The organism is Exiguobacterium sp. TDN 0502 (genome assembly GCF_050846835.1).
In the GTDB taxonomy this organism is placed as follows: Bacteria; Bacillota; Bacilli; order Exiguobacteriales; family Exiguobacteriaceae; genus Exiguobacterium_A.
The window spans coordinates 196945-218696 of the sequence record NZ_JBOZGJ010000003.1; the positions used below are offsets into that span (position 1 = coordinate 196945).

Annotated in this window: 18 protein-coding genes and 2 tRNA genes; 4 read left to right on the plus strand and 16 right to left on the minus strand. The window is 46.0% G+C overall.

Annotated elements, in window-relative coordinates; genetic code table 11:
- Positions 1 to 40: 40 nt before the first annotated feature.
- The 14 genes from rpmG to ACRPK8_RS05720 form a co-directional block, all read right to left on the minus strand.
- A complete protein-coding gene (gene rpmG / locus ACRPK8_RS05655; RefSeq protein ID WP_012369771.1) occupies positions 41 to 190 on the minus strand; it encodes a 50S ribosomal protein L33 in 150 nt (49 codons plus the stop codon).
- A gap of 104 nt (positions 191 to 294) precedes the next feature.
- Complete coding sequence (locus ACRPK8_RS05660) at positions 295 to 2478, minus strand: glycoside hydrolase family 57 protein (RefSeq protein ID WP_432237315.1); 2184 nt, start codon at positions 2476 to 2478, stop codon at positions 295 to 297.
- Between the two features lie 32 nt (positions 2479 to 2510).
- A complete protein-coding gene (locus ACRPK8_RS05665; protein ID WP_432237316.1) occupies positions 2511 to 3236 on the minus strand; it encodes a DUF4912 domain-containing protein in 726 nt (241 codons plus the stop codon).
- 106 nt (positions 3237 to 3342) lie between these two features.
- The gene (phoU, locus tag ACRPK8_RS05670) at positions 3343 to 4005 is read right to left on the minus strand and encodes a phosphate signaling complex protein PhoU (protein ID WP_432237317.1); all 663 of its coding nucleotides are present in this window, start codon (positions 4003 to 4005) and stop codon (positions 3343 to 3345) included.
- Positions 4006 to 4023: 18 nt separating this feature from the next.
- Complete coding sequence (gene pstB / locus ACRPK8_RS05675; RefSeq protein WP_432237340.1) at positions 4024 to 4800, minus strand: phosphate ABC transporter ATP-binding protein PstB; 777 nt, start codon at positions 4798 to 4800, stop codon at positions 4024 to 4026.
- A 99-nt stretch (positions 4801 to 4899) separates the two neighbouring features.
- The gene (pstA, locus tag ACRPK8_RS05680) at positions 4900 to 5808 is read right to left on the minus strand and encodes a phosphate ABC transporter permease PstA (protein WP_432237318.1); all 909 of its coding nucleotides are present in this window, start codon (positions 5806 to 5808) and stop codon (positions 4900 to 4902) included.
- Position 5809: 1 nt separating this feature from the next.
- Complete coding sequence (gene pstC, locus ACRPK8_RS05685) at positions 5810 to 6751, minus strand: phosphate ABC transporter permease subunit PstC (protein WP_432237319.1); 942 nt, start codon at positions 6749 to 6751, stop codon at positions 5810 to 5812.
- A gap of 89 nt (positions 6752 to 6840) precedes the next feature.
- Positions 6841 to 7785 carry a PstS family phosphate ABC transporter substrate-binding protein gene (locus ACRPK8_RS05690; protein WP_432237320.1) on the minus strand — a complete coding sequence of 315 codons (945 nt, stop codon included), beginning with the start codon at positions 7783 to 7785 and terminating at the stop codon, positions 6841 to 6843.
- A gap of 226 nt (positions 7786 to 8011) precedes the next feature.
- Positions 8012 to 10084: a peptidoglycan D,D-transpeptidase FtsI family protein gene (locus ACRPK8_RS05695; RefSeq protein ID WP_432237321.1), complete on the minus strand. Its 2073-nt coding sequence runs from the start codon at positions 10082 to 10084 to the stop codon at positions 8012 to 8014.
- 135 nt (positions 10085 to 10219) lie between these two features.
- Positions 10220 to 10828 carry a superoxide dismutase gene (locus ACRPK8_RS05700; RefSeq protein WP_432237322.1) on the minus strand — a complete coding sequence of 203 codons (609 nt, stop codon included), beginning with the start codon at positions 10826 to 10828 and terminating at the stop codon, positions 10220 to 10222.
- A 92-nt stretch (positions 10829 to 10920) separates the two neighbouring features.
- Positions 10921 to 12381, minus strand: a complete 1461-nt coding sequence (locus tag ACRPK8_RS05705) for an alpha-amylase (RefSeq protein WP_432237323.1) — start codon at positions 12379 to 12381, stop codon at positions 10921 to 10923.
- 118 nt (positions 12382 to 12499) lie between these two features.
- A tRNA-Ile gene (locus ACRPK8_RS05710) sits at positions 12500 to 12573 on the minus strand.
- 13 nt (positions 12574 to 12586) lie between these two features.
- Positions 12587 to 12660 (minus strand) — tRNA-Met (locus ACRPK8_RS05715).
- Positions 12661 to 12790: 130 nt separating this feature from the next.
- The gene (locus ACRPK8_RS05720) at positions 12791 to 14434 is read right to left on the minus strand and encodes a Na/Pi cotransporter family protein (protein ID WP_432237324.1); all 1644 of its coding nucleotides are present in this window, start codon (positions 14432 to 14434) and stop codon (positions 12791 to 12793) included.
- Positions 14435 to 14824: 390 nt separating this feature from the next.
- Between ACRPK8_RS05720 and ACRPK8_RS05725 the strand changes: the two genes are divergently transcribed.
- From ACRPK8_RS05725 to ACRPK8_RS05740, 4 genes are all read left to right on the plus strand, one after another.
- Positions 14825 to 15130: a hypothetical protein gene (locus ACRPK8_RS05725; protein ID WP_432237325.1), complete on the plus strand. Its 306-nt coding sequence runs from the start codon at positions 14825 to 14827 to the stop codon at positions 15128 to 15130.
- A gap of 167 nt (positions 15131 to 15297) precedes the next feature.
- Positions 15298 to 16407: a flavodoxin-dependent (E)-4-hydroxy-3-methylbut-2-enyl-diphosphate synthase gene (gene ispG, locus ACRPK8_RS05730; protein ID WP_432237326.1), complete on the plus strand. Its 1110-nt coding sequence runs from the start codon at positions 15298 to 15300 to the stop codon at positions 16405 to 16407.
- Positions 16408 to 16505: 98 nt separating this feature from the next.
- Positions 16506 to 17075 (plus strand): 5' nucleotidase, NT5C type, encoded by a 570-nt coding sequence (locus tag ACRPK8_RS05735; protein ID WP_432237327.1) that lies wholly within the window; start codon positions 16506 to 16508, stop codon positions 17073 to 17075.
- Between the two features lie 98 nt (positions 17076 to 17173).
- Positions 17174 to 18250 carry a GGDEF domain-containing protein gene (locus ACRPK8_RS05740; protein ID WP_432237341.1) on the plus strand — a complete coding sequence of 359 codons (1077 nt, stop codon included), beginning with the start codon at positions 17174 to 17176 and terminating at the stop codon, positions 18248 to 18250.
- Positions 18251 to 18301: 51 nt separating this feature from the next.
- Here ACRPK8_RS05740 and ACRPK8_RS05745 read toward each other — a convergent pair whose 3' ends face one another.
- Positions 18302 to 20131, minus strand: coding sequence for an EAL domain-containing protein (locus ACRPK8_RS05745; protein WP_432237328.1), 1830 nt, complete (start codon positions 20129 to 20131; stop codon positions 18302 to 18304).
- Positions 20132 to 20281: 150 nt separating this feature from the next.
- Complete coding sequence (locus ACRPK8_RS05750) at positions 20282 to 21709, minus strand: NAD(P)H-hydrate dehydratase (RefSeq protein WP_432237329.1); 1428 nt, start codon at positions 21707 to 21709, stop codon at positions 20282 to 20284.
- Positions 21710 to 21752: the final 43 nt, after the last annotated feature.

Below are 21752 nucleotides of genomic sequence, written 5' to 3' on the forward strand. Positions count from 1 at the left end.
CAAAAAAAGCCATCACACGAAGTGACGGCTTCCATCTCAATTATTTCACTTCACGGTGAAGTGTGTGCTTACGGAGACGTGGGTTGTATTTCTTCAACTCAAGACGCTCTGGGTTGTTACGCTTGTTCTTTTTAGTGATATAAGTACGGTCACCAGTTTCAGTGCAAGCTAATGTAATTTTAACGCGCATGGGATTCCCTCCTATCTAGCTCTCGATGTATCAAGTGATTTTGCTTTACATAAGGTTAAGCATACTCAAGTATCGTACCAAGAAAGGAAGGGAATTGCAACTGTTCATCCGTTCTTTTTCGGATTCGTCACGTGTTGGTATGGTTTTTCAAGGTTCTCTTCAAAACGAAGGGGTTTCTTTTCGACGTGATACTCCTGTTCCACCCCATGGCGTGACTCTTCACGCTCTAAATAAATGACACTCGATTGACGGAGAGCATCTCCTTCTAGTCGTTTTAAGGCAACGACGAGACCTCCTGAACGATCAGGCGAGCGTTCGCTTTCGACATCGTAGACATTACTGACGAGTGGTAACTCTTTGATTTTCGCAATCGACTGCGCAGCTGACGCCGTCTCCATATTGAAGTTATGGAGGACTCGGAAATCAACGATTTTACACAAAGCTTGCGCTTGACGTAAGAAAGCCAGGTTTAACGCTGCCAGCTGATTGTACGTCTGAACGAGTGGTAAGCCCGTCACTTGGACACCGTAAATGTGTACACCGTCTTCTAGACGGTACGCTTCCGGATGTTCCGTAATGACATACACATTCTCTCCCACCGCTGCCAGTCGTTTCGCAACATCTTTTGCCGGACGATGTGATTGCTCATAATCCCGTACGAACAATAAGATTCCGTCCGTATTCCATGACGTATCGCGTTTAACAGCGACGTAATAATCATGTGCCGTCAGGAAAACATCTGGTTCGATGTCTTCGTCCTGCAGAAACGGATAGTGCTCGTATCTTCTTTCCAACCAATCGAGCGTCAGTTCTTTGGCATCGAGGCGCCGTTCCGTCTCTTCAAACCGTAACACGTGTTCCCGGAATCGGTTTGCCGCATACTGAGCGGTCGTCTGTCCGTCTAAAATGAACGGCCAGTCGCTTGAAACAGCAAGCAGGTATTCTCGAATGAGTTGACGCTTCGCTTTGACAGTCAAGGCATCTTGATGACGGTTTCGTGCCACGACGCCTGCTAGTCTCTTCTCAAGCTGATGGAGATGACGAATCATCCAGTCATTGCGTTCATTGATCCAGACTTCCGCATAACCCTTACGCCCCCACGTCCCCATCGCGACATGCGCGGTGTCGATGTCCTGGAAGTGACGTTCGAGGAACATCGCCGGTGAAATCGACTCAATTCCTTGATCTTCTAAACGTTCCATCGCTTTACCGAGGAAGTCGGGACCTTCAAACCACCAGTGACCGAACAATTCGGCATCGAATGGTGCGGTGACAAGGAACGGTGGGAAGTCTTGTCCTTGATGTGCGTCCAGATGCTCGCCGAGTGCTTGTGCGAAGTCTGCTGCGTGCTCACTTGTCCGTTGCCATGCCCAGTCACGAACGTAGTAGTCTTTTTGATCCGATTCCCCGGTTACACGATGCAGCTTTAGTCCCGTATCATATCGCAAGCCTTCCGGATGCATGAACTCAGCGATTTGATCCCATTCCCGGTCATACGCAAGATCCCGGTAAAACTCGCGGTAATCCGGATGACCCGGATATCCGATGACGGAACTCCAAATCTTTCCGGAAATGATTTGATCACGCGGGAAGAGTGCCACACCATGCGGCGAATAGACAGGTGCTCCGATTCCGTGTTTCGGTGACGGATCCGCATTTAAAATCGAGTGTTCGTCAACGAATGTATAACGAATGCCCTCTTCGTACAAAATACGGTCAAGTCCTGGCGTATACGCACATTCCGGCATCCAAAGACCAGTTGGACGGAATCCGTAATGACGTTCAAAACAGTTCAATCCTGTCTGAATTTCAGAACGTGCCGCTTGTTCGGACAACATATGCGGACTGAATCCGTGCGTCGCCGTACACGTAATCAAATCGAGATAACCTTGCTCCTTGTAATGACGGAACGCCCGGTTTAAATCCTTTTCCCAGTGGAGGAACGTATTCAATAGGTCTTGATAACGGTCTTGATAGAACAAAAGGGCATCTCGCTCCTTTTGATCAAGCTCTCGCTCCAGTTCCTGACGGATTAAACGCAATGTATCCTCGATATGCTCGATATACCGCTCTTGAATCAGTGGATCGGCAAGCATCTCGATGACGGGCGGTGAAATACTGACTGTCCAACCGAGCGGTCGTGACAAGCGATCGACTTCCCATAATAACGGGATGTACGTTTCTGAAATCGCTTCATACATCCACCGTTCCTCAAGACGATGTGCCTCTTCATGACGGATATATGGTAAGTGTGCATGTAAGACGAGTGAAAAATATCCTTTACGCATGGCTTCTCTTCCTTTCCCTCTCTCTAATTCTATTACCGGACGCGATCGAAATAGGAATACGGGCGTAAGACTTCGACCCATTCCGGCTGTTCGACCTCTCCGTATTGCCAATGGTGGACGACTTCAGCGAATCGGCCATCCGCGACCGGTTCGTCGCGCGGCGTTTCGACTGGTTTTGACCGCAGTACTGGAACGAAGTCCCCATCAATCGTTTGAATGCCCCATTCGATGATGTATGTAGTATTTGGGGTAACCGGTCGAACGAACCACGCATTCGTCATTTCCGGTAATTCGAATTGATACGTTCGATTCGCTTGTCCCTGTTCATAATCGACAAGTGTGACATCGATGATCCGCAATTCTTTACGGAATGAATCAAATGCCGTATGGTAGTGGGTCTCAAGCAACTGTTTCGACAGTTCTGATAATTCCCAATAGACATACAGTGCAGTCGGCGATTGAACGATCGCATGCAAAATATCATCTTCATAATGCGTTGCCATTCCGAAGGCATCCCGCTCTAAAGACGGCATGACATGAACAGCAGGTACGACATCAAGATCCGCTGATCCCCGTTTTTTTGTCTGCTTTACCGTTTTAGGTTTCACTTTCGGGACCGCTGTAGAGGATTGTCCCGCGAGAGACTTCCGGTATTTCGTCCATGCATATTTGACTTTTCCTTCAGTCGTATCCAATTGAGCTGCGATTTGTTTTGTTGTCAGCCCTTGTTCCTTCATTTTAATGATTTGCTCAAGCATTCCCAATCACCTCTCTGTCATTATTCACTTCTTTCCTATTCTACAAACGTGTTTCGAATCCCTTTACAAAAAAAGTAGGCAGAGGAAATTCCTCCGCCTACTTGGTTCAACCGTTTAAATCATAGTGTTTTCCTTTTTCGAGATAAATCAGATGCTCACCGACGTTCGTCAAGTGGTCACCCATCCGTTCGATATAACGGCAAATATTCGTAAACTGCATGACTTCATCCACGACGATCGGTTGTAGCGACATATGACGCATGTACTGTCGCAGTGCCTTGTATGTCGTTTCATCAATGATGTTATCGAGGTCAGACAATGCTTTTGCCTTTTCGACATCTCCGTCACGATAGGCGACGATTGCCGTTTCCGTCATATCGAGTAAGGTCTCGAACGCCTCTTTGAGTAATGAGATATCAATGACATAGGGGAATGTCTCGACACGCAGGACTGCTTTCGAAATATTCCCTGCATAATCCGCAATCCGTTCAAGATCGGAAGCGATCTTCATCGCCGTGACGATACGACGCAAATCCGTCGCAACCGGCTGTTGTTTTGCAATCAACAGGATGGCATCATCATTGATTTCGAGTTCGAGATCATCGAGTTCATTATCATTTTCGATGACACCGCGCGCGATGTCTTGATCATACTTTTCAAGTGCTTCTGCTGTTGTTGCGATTTGTTGCATCGTCTTACGTGCCAGTAAAAAGACCTTTTGGTCGAGTATTGCAAGATTTTCTCCAAAAATCGTACGGTTCGCTGCCATTCGTCTCGTCTCCCCTTCTTATCCGAATCGTCCTGAAATGTAATCTTCTGTCCGCTTGTCACTTGGATTTCCGAAGATCCGGTCTGTCTGATCGAACTCGACGACTTCACCGTTTAAGAAGAACGCTGTTTTGTCAGATACACGAGCTGCTTGCTGCATGTTGTGCGTCACGATGATGATCGAGTAATCTGATTTCAATTCTTGGACGAGTTCTTCTACTTTTAATGTAGAAATCGGGTCAAGTGCCGATGTCGGTTCATCCATCAAGATGACGTCCGGCTCGATTGCAAGACAACGGGCGATACATAAACGTTGCTGCTGACCACCAGAGAGTCCATACGCATTTTCATTCAAGCGATCTTTGACTTCATCCCAGATAGCTGCCCGTCGAAGACTGCGCTCAACAATCTCATCAAGGATTTTTTTGTTTTTGACGCCGTGGACACGTGGACCATACGCGATATTGTCATAAATCGATTTCGGAAACGGATTCGGTTGCTGGAAGACCATTCCGACAGACGTCCGAAGCTCCTCTACACCGTAATCCTTATCAAAGATATTGCGTCCGTGATAATCGATTGCACCGTTCGTCCGTACGATCGGAACAAGTTCCACCATTCGATTCAATGTTTTGATGAATGTGGATTTTCCGCATCCAGACGGTCCAATGATTGCTGTGACCTCATTTTTCTTAATATCTAAGTTAATATCTTTTAATGCGTGATCGTCGCCGTACCATAGGTTTAAGTCTTTGACGTTATAAACGCTCTCTTGTGCTGCAACTGGCTGGTTCATACGCTCCGTCCCTTCTGTGACGACTGATTTCATATTCAGCTTCGTATCCATCATCTGTCTTCCTCCTTCAAGAAAACCCTTCTATCGATCAAGTTCATGTTAGTAACGTTTTGAGAAACGGTTTCGGATCCAGATGGCAATGGAGTTCATCGCAAGTAGGATGACCATCAAGATGATGATTCCTGCAGCTGCAAGACCTTGGAAGTCCGCTTGCGGGCGACTCGTCCAGTTGTAAATCTGAATCGGCAAAGCAGTAAACGAAGAGAAAATCCCTTCTGGTGCACGGGCGATGAAAATCGCGGCCCCGACCATGATCAGTGGTGCTGTTTCACCAATCGCACGTGATACGGCAAGGATGATTCCTGTGATGATCCCCGGCAATGAAGCAGGTAACACGACTTTAAACGTCGTCTGCCACTTCGAAGCCCCGAGTGCAAGTGACGCGTGGCGCATCGCTTGCGGAACAGCACGAATCGCCTCTTGCGACGAGACGATGACGACCGGAAGACTCATCAAGGCAAGCGTTAAGGCACCTGCAATCAATGTCGAACCGAATCCCATGTTTCGAACGAAGAACGTCAATCCAAGTAAACCGAAGACAATTGACGGTACACCGGCAAGGTTCGAGATATTAATCTCGATGAACGAAGTCATCCGGCTTTTCTTCGCATACTCTTCTAAATAAATCGCAGCTCCGACACCGATGATGAAAATCATCGGGATGATCAAGAGCATCAAATAGATGGATCCCATCAACGCCGGATAGATTCCAGCACGTTCAGCACGACGCGAAGGTGCATTTTGTAGGAAATCAAGAGATAACCAAGACGCACCATCCCGGATGACGCCATAGAGAAGAATACCTAGTACGACAAGACCGAAAAATAGTCCGACGAGAAAGATGCCTTTCGTAACGTTGTTGACGACAAGTCGTTGGCTAATCGATTTCTTCACCGCGACTGGATCGATGAATTTTTTCGTAACGGGTTGTTTTTCTGGTAAGGCCATCTTAGTACTCCTCTCTGAAGCGACGTGTAATCCAGTTCGCTAGTAGGTTCATTAGTAATGTGAATACGAACAGTAACGTACCAACTGCGTAGATACTGTAGTATTCGACTGTTCCAAATCCGGCATCTCCAAGTGCTACTTGAACGATGTACGCAGTCATCGTCTGGACAGGCTCAAGTGGATTGATTGCGGCTGTCGGATTCGAACCACCTGCAATCGTAACGATCATCGTCTCACCAATCGCACGTGAAATACCTAAAACGATGGATGCGATGATCCCTGATAAAGCAGCAGGTACGACAACTTTTACAGCAACTTCAAGACGTGTCGATCCAAGTGCAAGGGCGCCGTCACGAATCTTTTTCGGTACAGAACTCATTGCATCCTCAGAAATCGAAGCAATCATCGGAATGATCATGATCCCGACAACGATCCCCGGACTTAAGGCGTTATAAATTTGGAGACCTGGAATCACTTTATCAAGGATTGGAGTAACGAACGTCAACGCAAAGAATCCGAAAACGATCGTCGGCACTCCAGCTAATACTTCTAAAATTGGTTTTAAAATACGACGTGCGCGGTCTGACGCATACTCACTTAAATAAATCGCAGACGTGAGGCCAATCGGCACGGCAACTAGCATCGCAATCACGGTAATCTCAAGTGTACCGACGACAAGCGGCCAAATCCCGTACTCTGGTTGCGAGTTCAGTGGATACCAGCTCGTGCTGCCGAAGAATTCCTTGAACGGCACGACTTCAAAGAAGTGCTCTGTTTCGATGACTAACGTGAGAATGATGCCGATGGTCGTAACGACCGAGACAAACGCACAGAGAAATAAGACGATCGGCATGATGCGTTCCATGACGTTTTTCGTACTGAATTTTTGCTGTCGGTTCTGTTGAATCAGCTCGCGAACCGATTTGTTTGGTGTTGAATTCATCCTTCTTCGCTCCCTACTCCTTCTTGACATGAGAACGGGACCCAACCGGTATAGACTTCCCCGGTTGGGCCATCCTCATGACTCGATGATTATTTCATTGCATCTTCGATTGCTTTAGCGTTCTCATCATAGCGATCTTGCGGCATTTTGATATAGCCGACTTCTTCCGAGAGTTCACCTGCGTTTTCGTTAGCGAACTTCACGAAATCTGCTACTTGTTTTTTATCATTCAATGATTTGTTGTTGACGTACGTGTAGATTTCACGTGACAACGGATAAGACAGATCTTTGATTGTTTCAGGTTTTGGATCGACTGCGTCTTTTCCATCAGCTGAAACTGGGACTTCTTTCAACTTATCTTTGTTTTCAGCGTAGTACGCATAACCGAAGTAGCCGATTGCCCCTTTTGTTCCTTCGACGCCTTTAACGAGGACGTTGTCATCTTCAGACAATTGAACGTCTTTACGCATGTCTTTTTTCTCAAGTACTTTTTCTGAGAAGAAATCGAACGTACCTGAATCTTTACCAGGGCTGTAGAATTTCAATGGTTCAGCTGGGTAAGATGAATCGACATCTTTCCAAGTCTTGACGTTTGGATCTAGCCAGATCTTTTCAAGTTGATCAAGTGAAAGTTCTTTGACCCAAGTGTTTTCCTTGCTGACTACGACAGTCAAACCATCATATGCGAGTGCTAATTTTGTGTATTCGATGTTATTTTTCTTTGCTTCAGCTGCTTCTTCTTCTTTGATTTCACGTGAGGCATTCGAGAGATCCGTTTCACCGACGACGAAGCGTTTGAATCCGCCACCTGTTCCAGAAACACCTACTGTGACATCGACATCTGGTTGTTCAGCTGAATATTCCTCACCGACAGCTTCCATGATCGGGAAGACTGTAGAAGAACCGTCGATTGCGATTTTTCCTTTTAAATCAGATGAACTAGCAGAACCGCCTTTATCGTTACCACATGCCGCTCCGACTACCGCGATTGATGCTACCGTTGTGATTAATGCTGTTTTTTTCATCCAAGACATGATTAATTTTCCTCCTCGAAATTATGTCGCTGACGATGCTACGACTTTTTATCCGTTTTCCTTACAAGACTTATACTACGGATGAACTATTAAAACGAAATGAATCCAACGTAAAAGAATTGTAAAGGCGTGTTTTTTGGTGTTTACAATTCGAAATCCATTAGAAAAAAAGGTCAATACAAACAAAAAAAACGAGAGTGATGGCTCACTCTCGCTTGATAACTAGTTAATTTGGCTTAGTCTGCCACGGTACATCCTTGACATTGAAGTATGCTTTGACCAGGTCATGACCGATTTTCGAGTTGACCGTTTCTTGTTCCATATAAGGAAGGAAGACAGCCCAAGCAATCTCCGGATTATCATACGGTGCCCAGCCGACAAGATTCGAGTTCAACGAACGAATCGGTTGACCGCTACCATCACGCAAAGCGATTCCATCATCACCGTATACGCTGACCTGCGCTGTACCTGTCTTCGCTGCTGCGTCAATTCCCGTTTGGGCGATGACTTTCGCAGTCCCGCGCTCACCTTTGACGACGCGGTGAAGACCTTCTCTTACATGATCAATGTTTTCTTGGCTGACTTCAATCCGGTTCAAATAATTCGTCTTAAAACTGTAATCGACTTTTTTCGTTTCTTTTTCAATCGAGTTCGAGGCCAGTACCTCTTTTAAGAAGTGGGGCTGTACGCGATAGCCACCGTTCGCAAGCGTTGAAATATACTGCGCGACCTGAAGTGGTGTAAATGCATCATACTGACCGATGACTCGGTCCATCAGCAACGTAACACGGTCCGGTGTCCCTTGAACCCCTTTTGCTTCATACGGCAAATCGATTCCAGTCGTCACACCTAGACCAAATTGGCTGTAATAGTTTTGCATGATTGCCGCTGCGGCATCAACGCTCGCCCCGGCAATCCCGTTACTCGGATACTTCGCCATCCGCATCGCGATGTTGAACATGTAGACGTTCGATGAACGCTCAAGCGCCGTTAAATCCGTGATGGGACCCATGTTAACATATGATGCTTTTTTTGTGCCTCCGATCGTGATTGGTGCATCATTGATGACTTCGTTTTGGCGAATGACACCTTCCTGCAGTCCCATCGCGACCGTCGCCCCTTTGATCGTCGAACCGATCTGAAGGGAGGTCAAGACGTTATTGATTGCCACATCCGTGAACTTCCCAGTCGAAGGATCAAGTTTTTGACCTGACATCGCTAAGATTTCACCTGTTTGCGGATTCATGACGACGGCATATCCTTCTTTTAAATAACGACTACCCATGCCGCGCCCCATCTTGATGGCTTGCTGCATGATTTGGTCAACTTGTTTATTATATTCTGCATCAACAGTCAACACGAGATCCTTACCGGACTCGCCTTCTTCCCGCTTCGGATCACCGACCGGCTCTCCGTTAAACGTCTCATAGACATCGTAAGCTGGTTTTCCGCGTAAGAGGTCTTCATACTGTTGTTCAAGGAACGACGTCCCGACGCGGTCATTCAAACTGTATCCTTTTGCTTTGAACTCAGCTTGTTGCTCTGCCGGAATCTTCGAATATTTACCGAAGATGTTCCGCAACGTTCCTTCATATGGATATGAACGCTCATAGAAAGGTTCAACCGATACCCCTTTTAAATCTTCGAGGTTCTCATCAATGATCGCCATCTCTTTTGCCGATGCTCCTAGTTTAACCAACTGTGGATCTAGGGCATACCCGACTTCCATGTTGTGTTTGATGGCGATGACTTCCATCGTTTGATCATCATAATCGATATCCTCTTTTGTGATGGCATCTAAACGAATTTGATCTTGCTCTGGAATCGAGAGCTTACTTTGTTCTTCTGCTGAAGGATACTTCTTTTTAACGGCTGCTTGGTAACGACGATCAGACTCCTTCGTATTCGTTGCTACCCAGAAGTCTTTCACATCTCGTTCCGTAACCTTCCAGTCTTTTTTCGGCAAATCAATGATTGCCGCAAGACGTTGCGCAATTTCAATCCGCTCATCGACTTTCGTCGTCTGTGCGCGACGATAGACGATTGAGTATTTAGAAATCGTATCGACAAGAAGACGACCGTCCCGGTCATACATCTTCCCGCGTGGTACTTCATATTTCGATGCGATCATTTCTGTTTTTTGGACTTCCCGCGAAATTTTCTCACCATTGACGATTTGGACGACTCCTAGACGGAAAATCAAAATCGCAAACAATAAAAAAACGACGAAGAACATTAAATTCAGACGAAGCGGCAAGTGATTACGCCGTCTTCCTCGTACGGTAATTCGTTTAGCCATGGCGTACTCCCCTATCGTTCAAAAGTCATCTTGTTTCATTATATAGAAGGAAACTTTCCATAACAACCTATCCCATCATTTTCCGCATTAAAAAAAGCGTATCGTTCACAATTGAACGATACGCTCGTTTTCACATTACTTCGCGTCAGCATAAAGCTTCGCTACATGATCCCAATCTACAACGTTGAAGAATGCGTTGATGTAGTCAGGACGACGGTTTTGATAGTTGAGGTAGTATGCGTGTTCCCAAACATCAAGACCGAGGATCGGCGTTTTGCCTTCCATGACCGGTGTATCTTGGTTTGGTGTCGAAACGACTGCCAATTTGCCACCGTCAACGATTAACCAAGCCCAACCTGAACCAAAACGAGTTGTTGCTGCTTTTGCAAACGCATCTTTGAAGGCATCGAATGAACCGAATGCTTCGTCAATTGCAGTTGCAAGTTCTCCTGTTGGAGTAGCGCCGTCATTCTTCTTCAACAATTTCCAGAAGAATGAGTGGTTCCAGTGACCGCCACCGTTGTTACGGACTGCAGTTTGAATGTTTGCCGGGAGAGCATCCAAGTTTTGAAGAAGTTCTTCAAGTGACTTTCCTTCATGTTCTGTACCCTCAAGCGCCGCATTCACGTTCGTGACATACGTGTTGTGGTGTTTCGTGTGGTGAATCTCCATCGTACGAGCATCGATATGTGGCTCAAGCGCATCATAAGCGTAGCCGAGTTCTGGTAATTCAAATTTTGACATGTTCATGTCCCCCTTTGTGCTATTTTCATAACTTCAATACTCTTTAAGACTAGCAAAAGAACCTGTGTTGACGCAAGTCAAGACCCTCGGTTTCACTCGACTTCTCGTGGGGCAAAAACGGAAACCCCGCCGCCGGGAACCGGGAAGACTCCGAATCCTTCTTCATCGATCACGACCGGGTGATCCTGATGGTTCGTATAGTCGTACCATTCTTGACCCGCACGCTCTTCGCCTACGAACATCCGTTTTTCACACATATCAGCATTCGATAGCAAGACGGCACAGCCAGAGTTCTCGATTTCGTCAACACCTCGACGAACCCAACCGACACAATGTGGATCATCAAGATAATCTTCTTGGTCACCGTATGCTTTATGATAGCGTGCATACAATAAAGCATCGATCATCTCTTTTTTCCCTTCGACCGGCTCCGGTCCTTGTACCCCATAATAATCGCCATAGAAGACACATGGATAACCATCTTTCCGGAGTAAAATCGATGCATAAGCGTGCTGTTTGAACCAGTCATCCACCCATGATTCAAGTGATTCCCCGGGTTGTGAATCATGATTGTCGACGAACGTGACGGCGTTCGTCGGGTGTGATTCAACCAGTGTATCCGCAAACAATGTCGTCAAATCAAATTCCTGCCCCTGTTTTGAAGCTTCATGGAACTTATAATGAAGCGGTACGTCAAATAAATCGATCGTATAGTCGACACTATCAAGGAAGTGCCGGCAATCGTCGAGGTCCGATTTCCAAAACTCACCAACCATGTAAAAATCGTCTTCACTCGCTTCAATCATTGATTTCGCAAATTCACGGACGAATTCATAGTTGATGTGTTTGATGGCATCGAGTCGGAACCCTTGGCAGTCAATCGTCTCTTTGAACCAGTGTCCCCAGCGGATCATTTCTTCACGTACTTCAGGATGGTTATAGTCGATGTTCGCAAACATCAAATAATCATAGTTTCCGAATTCATCATCAACTTGATCATTCCAATCTTTATTTTTACCCGATATTTTGAAAACGCCTGTTTTTTCCTCACGCGCATCAAAGTCCGTTCCATTGAAAAATTCGTGTGTCCAGACGAAATCCGAATACTTCCCGTTACGACCTGGGAAGGTGAATTTCGTCCAGGAATCGATTTCAAACTCTTCTGAAATTTCTTTTGAACGATCTTCCGGATGGACTTCAACGACCTTGATTGTCTCAAGTTCATCGGCTGCTGCTTTATGATTCATGACGACGTCCGCATAGACGGCGATTTCGTTCTCACGAGCGACTTGAATCGCTTCGACGAGTTCGTCCTTCGTGCCGTATTTCGTACGGACCGTTCCCTTTTGATCAAATTCACCTAAATCATACACGTCATAGATGCCATATCCTGTATCTTCATCTGATTGACCTTTTGACGCCGGTGGAATCCACACGGACGTGATGCCGGCAGCACGTAATTCAGGCGCCCGCTCTTTCAAGCGTTGCCAGTGCTTCCCATCATTCTCTACATGCCACTCAAAAAACTGCATCATCGTATGGTTACGTTCCATCTCTCTTCGCTCTCCCTTAGTTACTATAGTATGAATATTATTACAATATCTTTACTATTCCCCGGAGTAACAAAAAAATAAACGCTCCCCGTCTATTAACGAGAAGCGTTCTACTGAATGGACCCTGCAGGGCTCGAACCTGCGACCGGACGGTTATGAGCCGTCAGCTCTAACCAGCTGAGCTAAGGGTCCTTAAGTAAAATAGTAGCGGCGGAGGGAGTCGAACCCACGACCTCACGGGTATGAACCGTACGCTCTAGCCAGCTGAGCTACACCGCCATGATGTGTGTTGCTTTACTCTTATTAGATTACGAGATGTAACGTTTCTTGTCAATATGCTATTTCAAAAAAATAAACAGTTGTTTCCTCATTTTCAAGGAAACAACTGTTCAGGACTGTGAATACAGGCTTAATTGCTTAATGCTGTCCGTTGTTCGAGCACGAGATCCGTAATATTGACAGCGTGATCGCCGATTCGTTCAAGGTTTGAAAGTAAGTCGACGAAGATCATCCCCGCTTGTCCAGAGCATTCTCCTGCGTTGACACGTAAGACATGATGCTTTCGGAATGAGCGTTCAAGAGCATCCAGCTTTCCTTCTAATTCAAGCACCTTGCGTGCACGTGTGACATCATCTTCTTCGACCGCACGGACGGCACATTCTACGATTTCTTGCGTCAAGACGTACATCTCTTCCAGCTCTTGTTTCGCAGCTGGTGTGAAATGGATCCGATTGACGATTTGGAAATCGATCAATTCGACGATATTCTCGACATGGTCACCGATGCGTTCGAAATCGTTGATTGCATGCATCAACAATGAGTGGTCATTCGATTCACGCTCTGATAAGTCATGTGCAGCTACTTTGACGAGATAGTTCGTCACTTCCGTATTCAAGTGGTTGATCGCATATTCAATTTGTTCAGATTCTGCGACATCTTTCTTATCATGCGAAAGTGTATAACGATGTGCTTTTGTGAGTGCATCTTTTGAGAATTCTCCCATCCGCAAGACTTCTAGCTTCGCTTGGCTTAAAGCAAGTGCAGAAGATTGATTCAAGATGTTCTGATCGAGATGGCGCGGCTTCGAATCGATCGTCGCATCCGTTCCTGGAACGATTTTTTGAACGAGCCATGCGATTTGCGCGATGAACCAGCACTGAATCAACGTATTGACGACATTGAATGTCCCGTGTGCAAAGGCAATTTGCATCTTCGGACCTAAATCGAGTGTACCTGTGATCCACGTGATGAAGCTTGAGAAAATCGGTAAGGCAATCAAGAACAGCAGCGTTCCGATGATGTTGAAGATGACGTGTGCGGCGGCTGTCCGTCTCGCTGCAATCGAGGCACCGAGTGCTGCAAGTACAGCCGTGATCGTCGTTCCGATGTTATCACCGAACAAGACCGGCAATGCTGCTTTGATATCGATCATGCCACCAGAGTATAACTCTTGTAAGATACCGATCGTCGCAGAAGACGATTGGACGAGAACCGTGAAAATCGTTCCGACGAAGACACCGAGTAACGGATTATCAGACATCGATACCGTCAATTCCCGGAACCAGACACTTGACTCAAGAGGCTCCATGCCATCTCCCATCAGCGTCAAACCATAGAAAAGCGCACCAAAACCAAAGACGATTTGACCGATATATTGAATCCGTTCCTTTTTAAAGAAGAAAATCAGGAAAGCTCCAAGAGCAATGGCGGGTAACGCCGCTTCCTTGACGTTAAAGCCAATGATGAACGCCGTAATCGTCGTTCCGATGTTCGCCCCCATGACGACACCGATTGCCTGTCTTAAATTCATCAGACCTGCACTGACGAGTCCGACGACGATGACGGTCGTTCCTGATGAGGATTGGATCAGGACGGTAACGACGATACCCGCTAGTATCCCAAGCAACGGATTCGTCGTATATTTATCTAAGATGTAACGTAACCGGTCTCCGGCTGTTTTTTGAAGACCATCTCCCATATACTTAATACCGAATAGGAAAATCCCGAGTCCACCGATGAAAGTGAAAATCATTTCCTGCAAATCATAGTTCATCTTGCCAGCTCCTTTATTTCATGTGGATTGAATTGTTTGTAAAGTTTGTCCTTTCACGACTCCCCTATTATGTAAAGGTCTGTTGAACTTGTAAATAGTTTTTCAGATATCCATTTGTTAAGGTTTTATTAAACTGTATCAATACAGATTATTCTTTATTTATCAATGATTAATCTCAAATTATTAAACTGTTATAAAACAAAGAAAAGAGTGATAATCGTGTCTTTTTTACGTCAATTCCTTAATTACTTACAAACTTCCCTAATTCCAAATCGGTCATTTCTTCGATTACGTCTCGCAGATGTTTCCATGTATTTCTGTGGATTGGCTTGGATTTCACTGTGGACGACGCTCATTGATTCCTTTTTTTTACAAAAAGATATTCCAATCGTGATTTGGTTCGTTCTTCACTTGATCTTCATCGCCATTGCCGTCTTACTGTATTTGCTCTTGATGGCCTATCTGACGAAAGGATTCGTTCGTCTGTTACTCCCCCGCCCCTGGGCATATCGGCAAACGTTCCCTTACACGGTTGCTACGAATTTATGGACCTTCCCTCTTGGCATGCTTCTTTATCAATTGGGTCATCATCAAATAGGAGTTTCTTTACTCATCATCGGACACTTGATTTACACGTTGGTCCCTTTATGGATCGCCCGTTCCTCAAAGCCACGCGCTTCACGTAAACCTCTATGAGCATCAAAATCAGGCGTCCGACGGATTGACGGACGCCTTTCTTTCATTAAACAATTGTAAATGTTCGATTTTCGTTCTTGTTTCTCGATTTTTAGGGAATAGTTCGATATGATAGAAAAGGTAAACATAAACAATATGGCGGTATGCCACAAAAGGAGATTTTCGATATGCCGAAAATGGTCCATCGCTCTAAGACTCGTCCCGTTCGTGTAGGGGACCTTGTCATTGGTGGAAATAATGAAGTCATCATCCAAAGTATGACGACAACTAAAACACACGACGTCGAAGCGACAGTCGCTGAAATCCTACGTCTTGAAGAAGCTGGTTGCCAAATCGTCCGCGTCGCTTGTCCTGAAGAACGTGATGCGCTCGCACTTGCAGAGATCAAAAGCCGGATCAACATTCCGCTTGTCGTAGACATTCACTTCAACTATAAACTCGCGCTCATGGCAATCGAAGCCGGCGTCGATAAAATCCGGATCAACCCGGGTAACATCGGTCGTCGCGAAAAAGTCGAAGCCGTCGTGACAGCAGCAAAAGCGAAAAACATCCCAATCCGGATCGGGGTAAACGCCGGTTCACTCGAGAAGCACATTCTCGAAAAATACGGCTACCCGACAGCCCGTGGTATGGTCGAGAGTGCGTTGCACCACATCAAGATCCTTGAAGATCTCGACTTCCACGATATCATCGTTTCACTTAAAGCTTCTGACGTACAGTTGGCACTTGAAGCATATCAACTCGCTTCTGAATCATTCGACTACCCACTTCACGTCGGAATCACGGAATCCGGACCACTTCGTTCTGGTTCATTAAAATCAGCAGCGGGTCTTGGCGCGATCTTGTCACGCGGAATCGGGAACACGGTTCGTGTATCTCTTTCAGCGGATCCGGTCGAAGAAGTCAAAGTTGCAAAAGAGGTCTTGAAATCATTCGGTCTTGCCGCGAACGCCGCGACATTGATTTCATGCCCAACATGCGGTCGGATTGAAATCGATTTGATGTCGATCGCCGCAGAAATCGAAGACTATATCGAAAACATCCAAGCGAACATTAAAGTTGCGGTTCTAGGTTGTGCGGTCAACGGTCCTGGGGAAGCACGTGAAGCTGATATCGGAATCGCCGGAGCCCGTAACGAAGGGTTGTTGTTCCGTCACGGAGAAATCATCCGTAAAGTACCGGAAGCGACAATGGTCGACGAATTGAAAAAAGAGATCGATGCGATCGTTCTTGAAAAGCAAGCTGAAAAAGAAGCTGAAAAAGCAAACCACGCATAAGTTTTAGACTCCTCCCCCGTGAGGAGTCTTTTTTCGTATCTCGATTTCGTCTATGTTATACTAAGTGAAGAAAATTCTTAGATCGTAGGTGGCTGCAAATGAAAATCGGAATTGACATCGATGGAACGATTACACATCCATCCTCTTGCTTCACATATATGAACAAACATCTCGGTACGTCGATTGACTTCAGTCAGGCGTCTGAATACGAACTGCATACGTATACGGATATGAATCAAATCGAATTTTGGGAGTACATGGTGAATTCCGGTCACGAGACGGGTATTTACCGTGAGTCGATCCCACAGGATCGCGTACGGCATCACTTATGGAACTTACGAAAACAGTTTGACTTACATTACGTGACAGCACGATCGGAACTCGTTCGCCCGGTCACTGAAGAGTGGATCAGACAACACGAGCTTCCGCTTGATTCCTTGATCATGACGGGATCACACGATAAAGTGCAGGTCGTTCGTGATTTATCCCTTGACCTCTTCATGGAAGATCGATTGGAAAATGCTGTGCAAATTGCTGAAGATACATTGATTCCTGTCATTTTATTCGATGCTCCGTATAATCGAAAAGCCGTACCGGCGAATGTCATTCGTGTTGCTTCCTGGAACGAAGCGGTTCAAGAGATTCATAAATTTGCACCCATTCGTTAATAAACAGCCGATTAGGCTGTTTTTTCCATTTCTCATGTCATTTTGTGCTGACGTCCTGTACACTATCTTTAGACTTTTAAAAAGGAAAGGGTTTCATGATGCTTGTAACAGTGAATATCTTTTTTTTAAATATTTGTATCATCTTTCTTATCTCTACATTTTCATTTTATTTACTTCGCAACCGGTTGCCGATTCAGGAAGACTCGATGCTTTCTACACGCATTTACTTCGGATTAGCGAACGGCGTTGCAGGTGTTTTACTTATGCATAATGCAATTGATCTAAACGGTGCATTGATTGACTTGCGGCTGTTACCGCTGGCGTTGTCCGCGTTATTCGGTGGAAATGTCAGTCTCATGGTAACGGGCTTAACGTTACTCGTCTATCGCTTTTTGATTGCGACTGGTGATACGCTGGACGTTTTACTGAATTCCATTATGACACTGGCTGGATTTCTAGTCTTTTCCTTGCTCTTTCGCCGTTTTATCAAGCGACAAGCCTATTTTTATACGGCAATCGTCACTACAGGCTCGCTGCTCGTGCTTTGGCGGTTAATCACAAGCTCTTCCCCTGCAAATGCATGGACGACGGTTTATATTCCATATTTCATTCTAACGATTGGCGGAGCCATCTTATTCTATCGATTATCCGCCCTTCTTCAGCAGCACTTCGTCCTCTACTCCTATCAATCTTATTTGGCTTCGACAGATCAATTGACTCGTCTCGCGAATCGACATGTCATTTTAGAAAAAGTCACAGAACTCGAGAAACACGATGCTACGTGGGGCGTTATTTTATTCGATCTGGACCATTTCAAATCTGTAAATGATTCGCACGGCCATGCAGTCGGTGACGCTGTACTCCGTCATTTTTCAATTCTCTTGAATGAGCATTGTCCCTCGCCGATCACGGTCGGACGATACGGAGGTGAGGAATTCATCGTCATCATTCCTGATACGCGTGTACATGATCCTGTTCAATTGGCAGACACCATCGTGCAGGTAGTTCCACAGGCACCTTTCGTCATGCAGGATCACGCGGTATCCATTACGGTTTCCGCCGGTATTGCCTATGCTTCGCACGACTCAGCAGACCTCGTATTCAAGCACGCTGATGCTGCACTTTATGAAGCGAAAGTCCATGGTCGAAATCAATATCGTTTATATCACTCATAGTTATCAAAGAAGCCGCTCCTGCTCCGAATGACGGACAGAAGCGGCTTCTTTCTAGCGTGTCGTGCTCTCGTTTGTTTTTTGAAGCAGGCACATGATTTCTTCAAGCGGGACCGGTTTTGCGAAAAAGTACCCTTGGAATAGATGAATTCCAATTTCCTTTGCAATCTGTACTTCCTCTCCGGTTTCGACCCCTTCAACGATACATTCGACGTGCATCGATTGACTCAATTGAAAAATCGATTCCAAAATAGATTGTCGTTTCTCAGATTTTCCGATTTGTTCAATGAACTGTTTCGGGATCTTTAATTGTCGTAACGGCAACAACCGCTCCAGGACATGGTACGATGCATGTCCTGTTCCGAAGTCATCTAACGAAACCGGGAAATCGAGCGTCTTAATCCGTTTAAGCGCTCGGTGAATCGATTGACTCTCGAAATCCAGTGACTGGCTTTCTGTGATTTCAATCTTTATCTGTTGGGGCTTTAATCCATACTTGAGTAATGTCCGTTCAATGAACGGCATGAAGCCCTCACTCGTCAACTGCCGCGGCGATACGTTGACCGATAACGTAAAATCGTCTGGTACGAGTCCCGTTAGCGTCTGCCTTGTTTTACAGCATTCCTCAAAGATCCATTCACCTAGTTGAATGATCAGATCACTTTTTTCGGCAATCGGAATGAAAACAGACGGTCGATCGGCCCCTCGTAAATTCGTTTTCCACCGGACCAGTGCCTCCAAGCCGATAAATTGTTCTGATTGCACATCGTATTGCAACTGATAAACGAGATGAAAGTCCGTCTTGATGTTGGCCTGAGCCAATGACCGCGCTGCATTCACACGTAATTCCTGATCTTCACGCCAGGATTGGTCGATACACATCAGTCGTTCATTTTGTTGGGCTGTCTCCTGTAAAGCCGTCAACAATTGCTGGACTCGCCGCTTTCGATTCGATGTGGCTCCTTCCCCGTTATCAATGACGATTGAAATATTGACAAAGATATGATGCCCTTCAATCTCATACGGAACAGAAATCGCCTGACTGAGTTCTTCCATCGCCTCTTTACATGCGACTTCATCCGGCTTCGCCATGACAATCAGCAACGTCTCCGCCTCGATCCGGGCAAACGCCTGATACGGGGGGAGCTGTTCCTTCAATCGATCGATACAGGCAAGTAAAACTTGAGATTGAATGTCCTCTCCGAAATACCGCGCCAGTTCATAATAATTTTGCAAATGAACCCCGACGAAAATCAAATGCTGATGGGAGTGCGCGAAGGTCAATTCATTCAATCCCTGACGGTTTAAGATTCCTGTTTCCTCGTCTCGGCGTGCCGTGTCATGCAATTGATTCGCTAAATCGTTCAGTCGATTTAAATTACGGATATGCAAATGATTGATTACGAGCGCAATCGATACACCAATTAAAATCATTCCGATCCGCCCGTAATGATCCGATGGGTCAATTTCGACCGTAACCGTCCGTGTGTTCCACATAACATATAAACTCGTTGCTACTGTGACGAATATCGCATACCACATCATGATGCGTTGATAGGATATGAGTGCAATCATCAAAAACAGGAAACTGCTAGCCCAGACGGTTACTGCCGCATATGGTAAAAAGCTGATTGATGTAATCGGAACGACCAACAGCATAAGCGATAGTAAATGGGTTTGGAGAACCGTTCCCATCTTTCGACGGCTGATATAAAATATAAAAAGTCCCATGATCAATAAAAATGTAATAATTGCCGTACGACTGAGATAAGCATTCTTGATCGTCTCTTCCGTCGTCGTCCAAATGATCAGCGCACCGACGATCATCATGAATAAGGCAAAGTTTCCAATCCACCACTGCTGTTTTCGAACGATTTCATCCATGATGTGTCCGCCTCCTTTCCTATATCTTTTTCAATCATTCATTCGACATCGCTTGATGATACTCCTATCGAAAGCGATGTGTCAATTATTTCCTTAAATGAAAAGTCTTCCCTCACCTGATTCGATTAGGAAGACTTTCACTCTACTGATTCATTTTAATTTTCCAAGCTCCTCTATGACATCACTCGCAAGTAAACTACTCGGATGAAGACGGTGTTCCACTTGTTTGGATGCATGCGCATACCAGGATGCCCCCATCGCAAGTGTTCGTTCCACATCATCTGTCGGATTTTGTGCTAGTAACCCGGTGAGAACTCCAAATAAAGTATCGCCGCTTCCGCCTTTTGCTAGTCCGCTGGATGCTCCCGCAACTACATATCCCCCGCCGTCCGGTCGGGCGATCACGATGACATGCGATTTCAATACGACTGTCACCCCATGAATCTGTGCATATTCTGTCGCTTGACCGAATAAATCCTCCTGTACAGCCGAGACGCTCTGATTCGTCATTCGCGCAAATTCACCGATATGTGGCGTGACGATGATAGGCGCCGAGCGCTCTGGATATGACTGTTTGACAAGTGCACCCGCATCCAACAAAAGCGGTCGGTCACTCTCGAGTAAGCGGTCGACCCACAGTTCGATTTCATCGTGCGCAAGACCCGGTCCGATACCCACTGCCGTTACGGATGGAAGCATCTCTTCAATCGCCGGAAGCGATGCATCAAGAAGCATTGCTTCCGGTGCTTGAACGATGATGCCATGCTTCGCAAGTGCAGTCGTTGCCACCTGTAACTTACCGACACCACTTCGCAAGGCTGCCCGCGTTGCTAACTGAATCGATCCCGGCATCTTATCACTACCGCCAATCAATAAGGCTGTGCCATACGTTCCTTTATGACCATACCGATCTCGCTTGAACAATGAATCGAGTTGTTCGTCAAAACGCCTCCATTCTCCAAAAGAAGGTAATCCGATATCAATGACTTCCGATTCGCCGTAAAAGGGAGCCGTTTGTATTAAAAACGTCGATCGCTTCACGGCATGTAATTGAAACGTCACATCGGAGTGGATGGCAATCCGTTCGAATCGTTTCGCATGATCCGTCGGAACACCACTCGGCATATCAACGGCATACACGCATGCACCTTGGCGTCGTTGATCCATCACCCAATCGCATTGCTCTTTGAAGGCGGAGCTTATACGTGTCGGATCGAATCCTGTTCCATATAAGGCGTCAACGATGACATCATATTGCCCGCATGGTTGCTCCGTCACGAGTCCGAAAGCTTCCGCATAGTGCACATGCACCCGGGATGTTTCTGAACGATTTTCGCCGAACGGCGCATGGACCGTGACATCGTAGTCGTCTCGCAGTAATTCGCGACCAATCACATACCCGTCCCCGCCATTGTTGCCTGTACCGCACAAGATCAATATACGCTCCGTTTTCGTGTGACGTCGTTTCAGCATATCTGCAATCTGACTCCCTGCCCGTTCCATTAAGACTTCTAGCGGCAGTCCTGATGTTCGTGCCCACTCGTCAATCTGTCTCGCTTCCTGAGTATCATAAATCATCTATTCATCACCTCTGTTCGACTATTCCCGTTTTGAAGCGGTC

Bases quoted from the DNA above. Each gene is read 5' to 3' on its own strand.
- rpmG (WP_012369771.1), bottom strand. From the start codon at position 190: ATGCGCGTTAAAATTACATTAGCTTGCACTGAAACTGGTGACCGTACT.
- ACRPK8_RS05660 (WP_432237315.1), bottom strand. From the start codon at position 2,478: ATGCGTAAAGGATATTTTTCACTCGTCTTACATGCACACTTACCATAT.
- ACRPK8_RS05665 (WP_432237316.1), bottom strand. From the start codon at position 3,236: ATGCTTGAGCAAATCATTAAAATGAAGGAACAAGGGCTGACAACAAAA.
- phoU (WP_432237317.1), bottom strand. From the start codon at position 4,005: ATGGCAGCGAACCGTACGATTTTTGGAGAAAATCTTGCAATACTCGAC.
- pstB (WP_432237340.1), bottom strand. From the start codon at position 4,800: ATGAACCAGCCAGTTGCAGCACAAGAGAGCGTTTATAACGTCAAAGAC.
- pstA (WP_432237318.1), bottom strand. From the start codon at position 5,808: ATGGCCTTACCAGAAAAACAACCCGTTACGAAAAAATTCATCGATCCA.
- pstC (WP_432237319.1), bottom strand. From the start codon at position 6,751: ATGAATTCAACACCAAACAAATCGGTTCGCGAGCTGATTCAACAGAAC.
- ACRPK8_RS05690 (WP_432237320.1), bottom strand. From the start codon at position 7,785: ATGTCTTGGATGAAAAAAACAGCATTAATCACAACGGTAGCATCAATC.
- ACRPK8_RS05695 (WP_432237321.1), bottom strand. From the start codon at position 10,084: ATGGCTAAACGAATTACCGTACGAGGAAGACGGCGTAATCACTTGCCG.
- ACRPK8_RS05700 (WP_432237322.1), bottom strand. From the start codon at position 10,828: ATGTCAAAATTTGAATTACCAGAACTCGGCTACGCTTATGATGCGCTT.
- ACRPK8_RS05705 (WP_432237323.1), bottom strand. From the start codon at position 12,381: ATGGAACGTAACCATACGATGATGCAGTTTTTTGAGTGGCATGTAGAG.
- ACRPK8_RS05720 (WP_432237324.1), bottom strand. From the start codon at position 14,434: ATGAACTATGATTTGCAGGAAATGATTTTCACTTTCATCGGTGGACTC.
- ispG (WP_432237326.1), top strand. From the start codon at position 15,298: ATGCCGAAAATGGTCCATCGCTCTAAGACTCGTCCCGTTCGTGTAGGG.
- ACRPK8_RS05735 (WP_432237327.1), top strand. From the start codon at position 16,506: ATGAAAATCGGAATTGACATCGATGGAACGATTACACATCCATCCTCT.
- ACRPK8_RS05740 (WP_432237341.1), top strand. From the start codon at position 17,174: ATGCTTGTAACAGTGAATATCTTTTTTTTAAATATTTGTATCATCTTT.
- ACRPK8_RS05745 (WP_432237328.1), bottom strand. From the start codon at position 20,131: ATGGATGAAATCGTTCGAAAACAGCAGTGGTGGATTGGAAACTTTGCC.
- ACRPK8_RS05750 (WP_432237329.1), bottom strand. From the start codon at position 21,709: ATGATTTATGATACTCAGGAAGCGAGACAGATTGACGAGTGGGCACGA.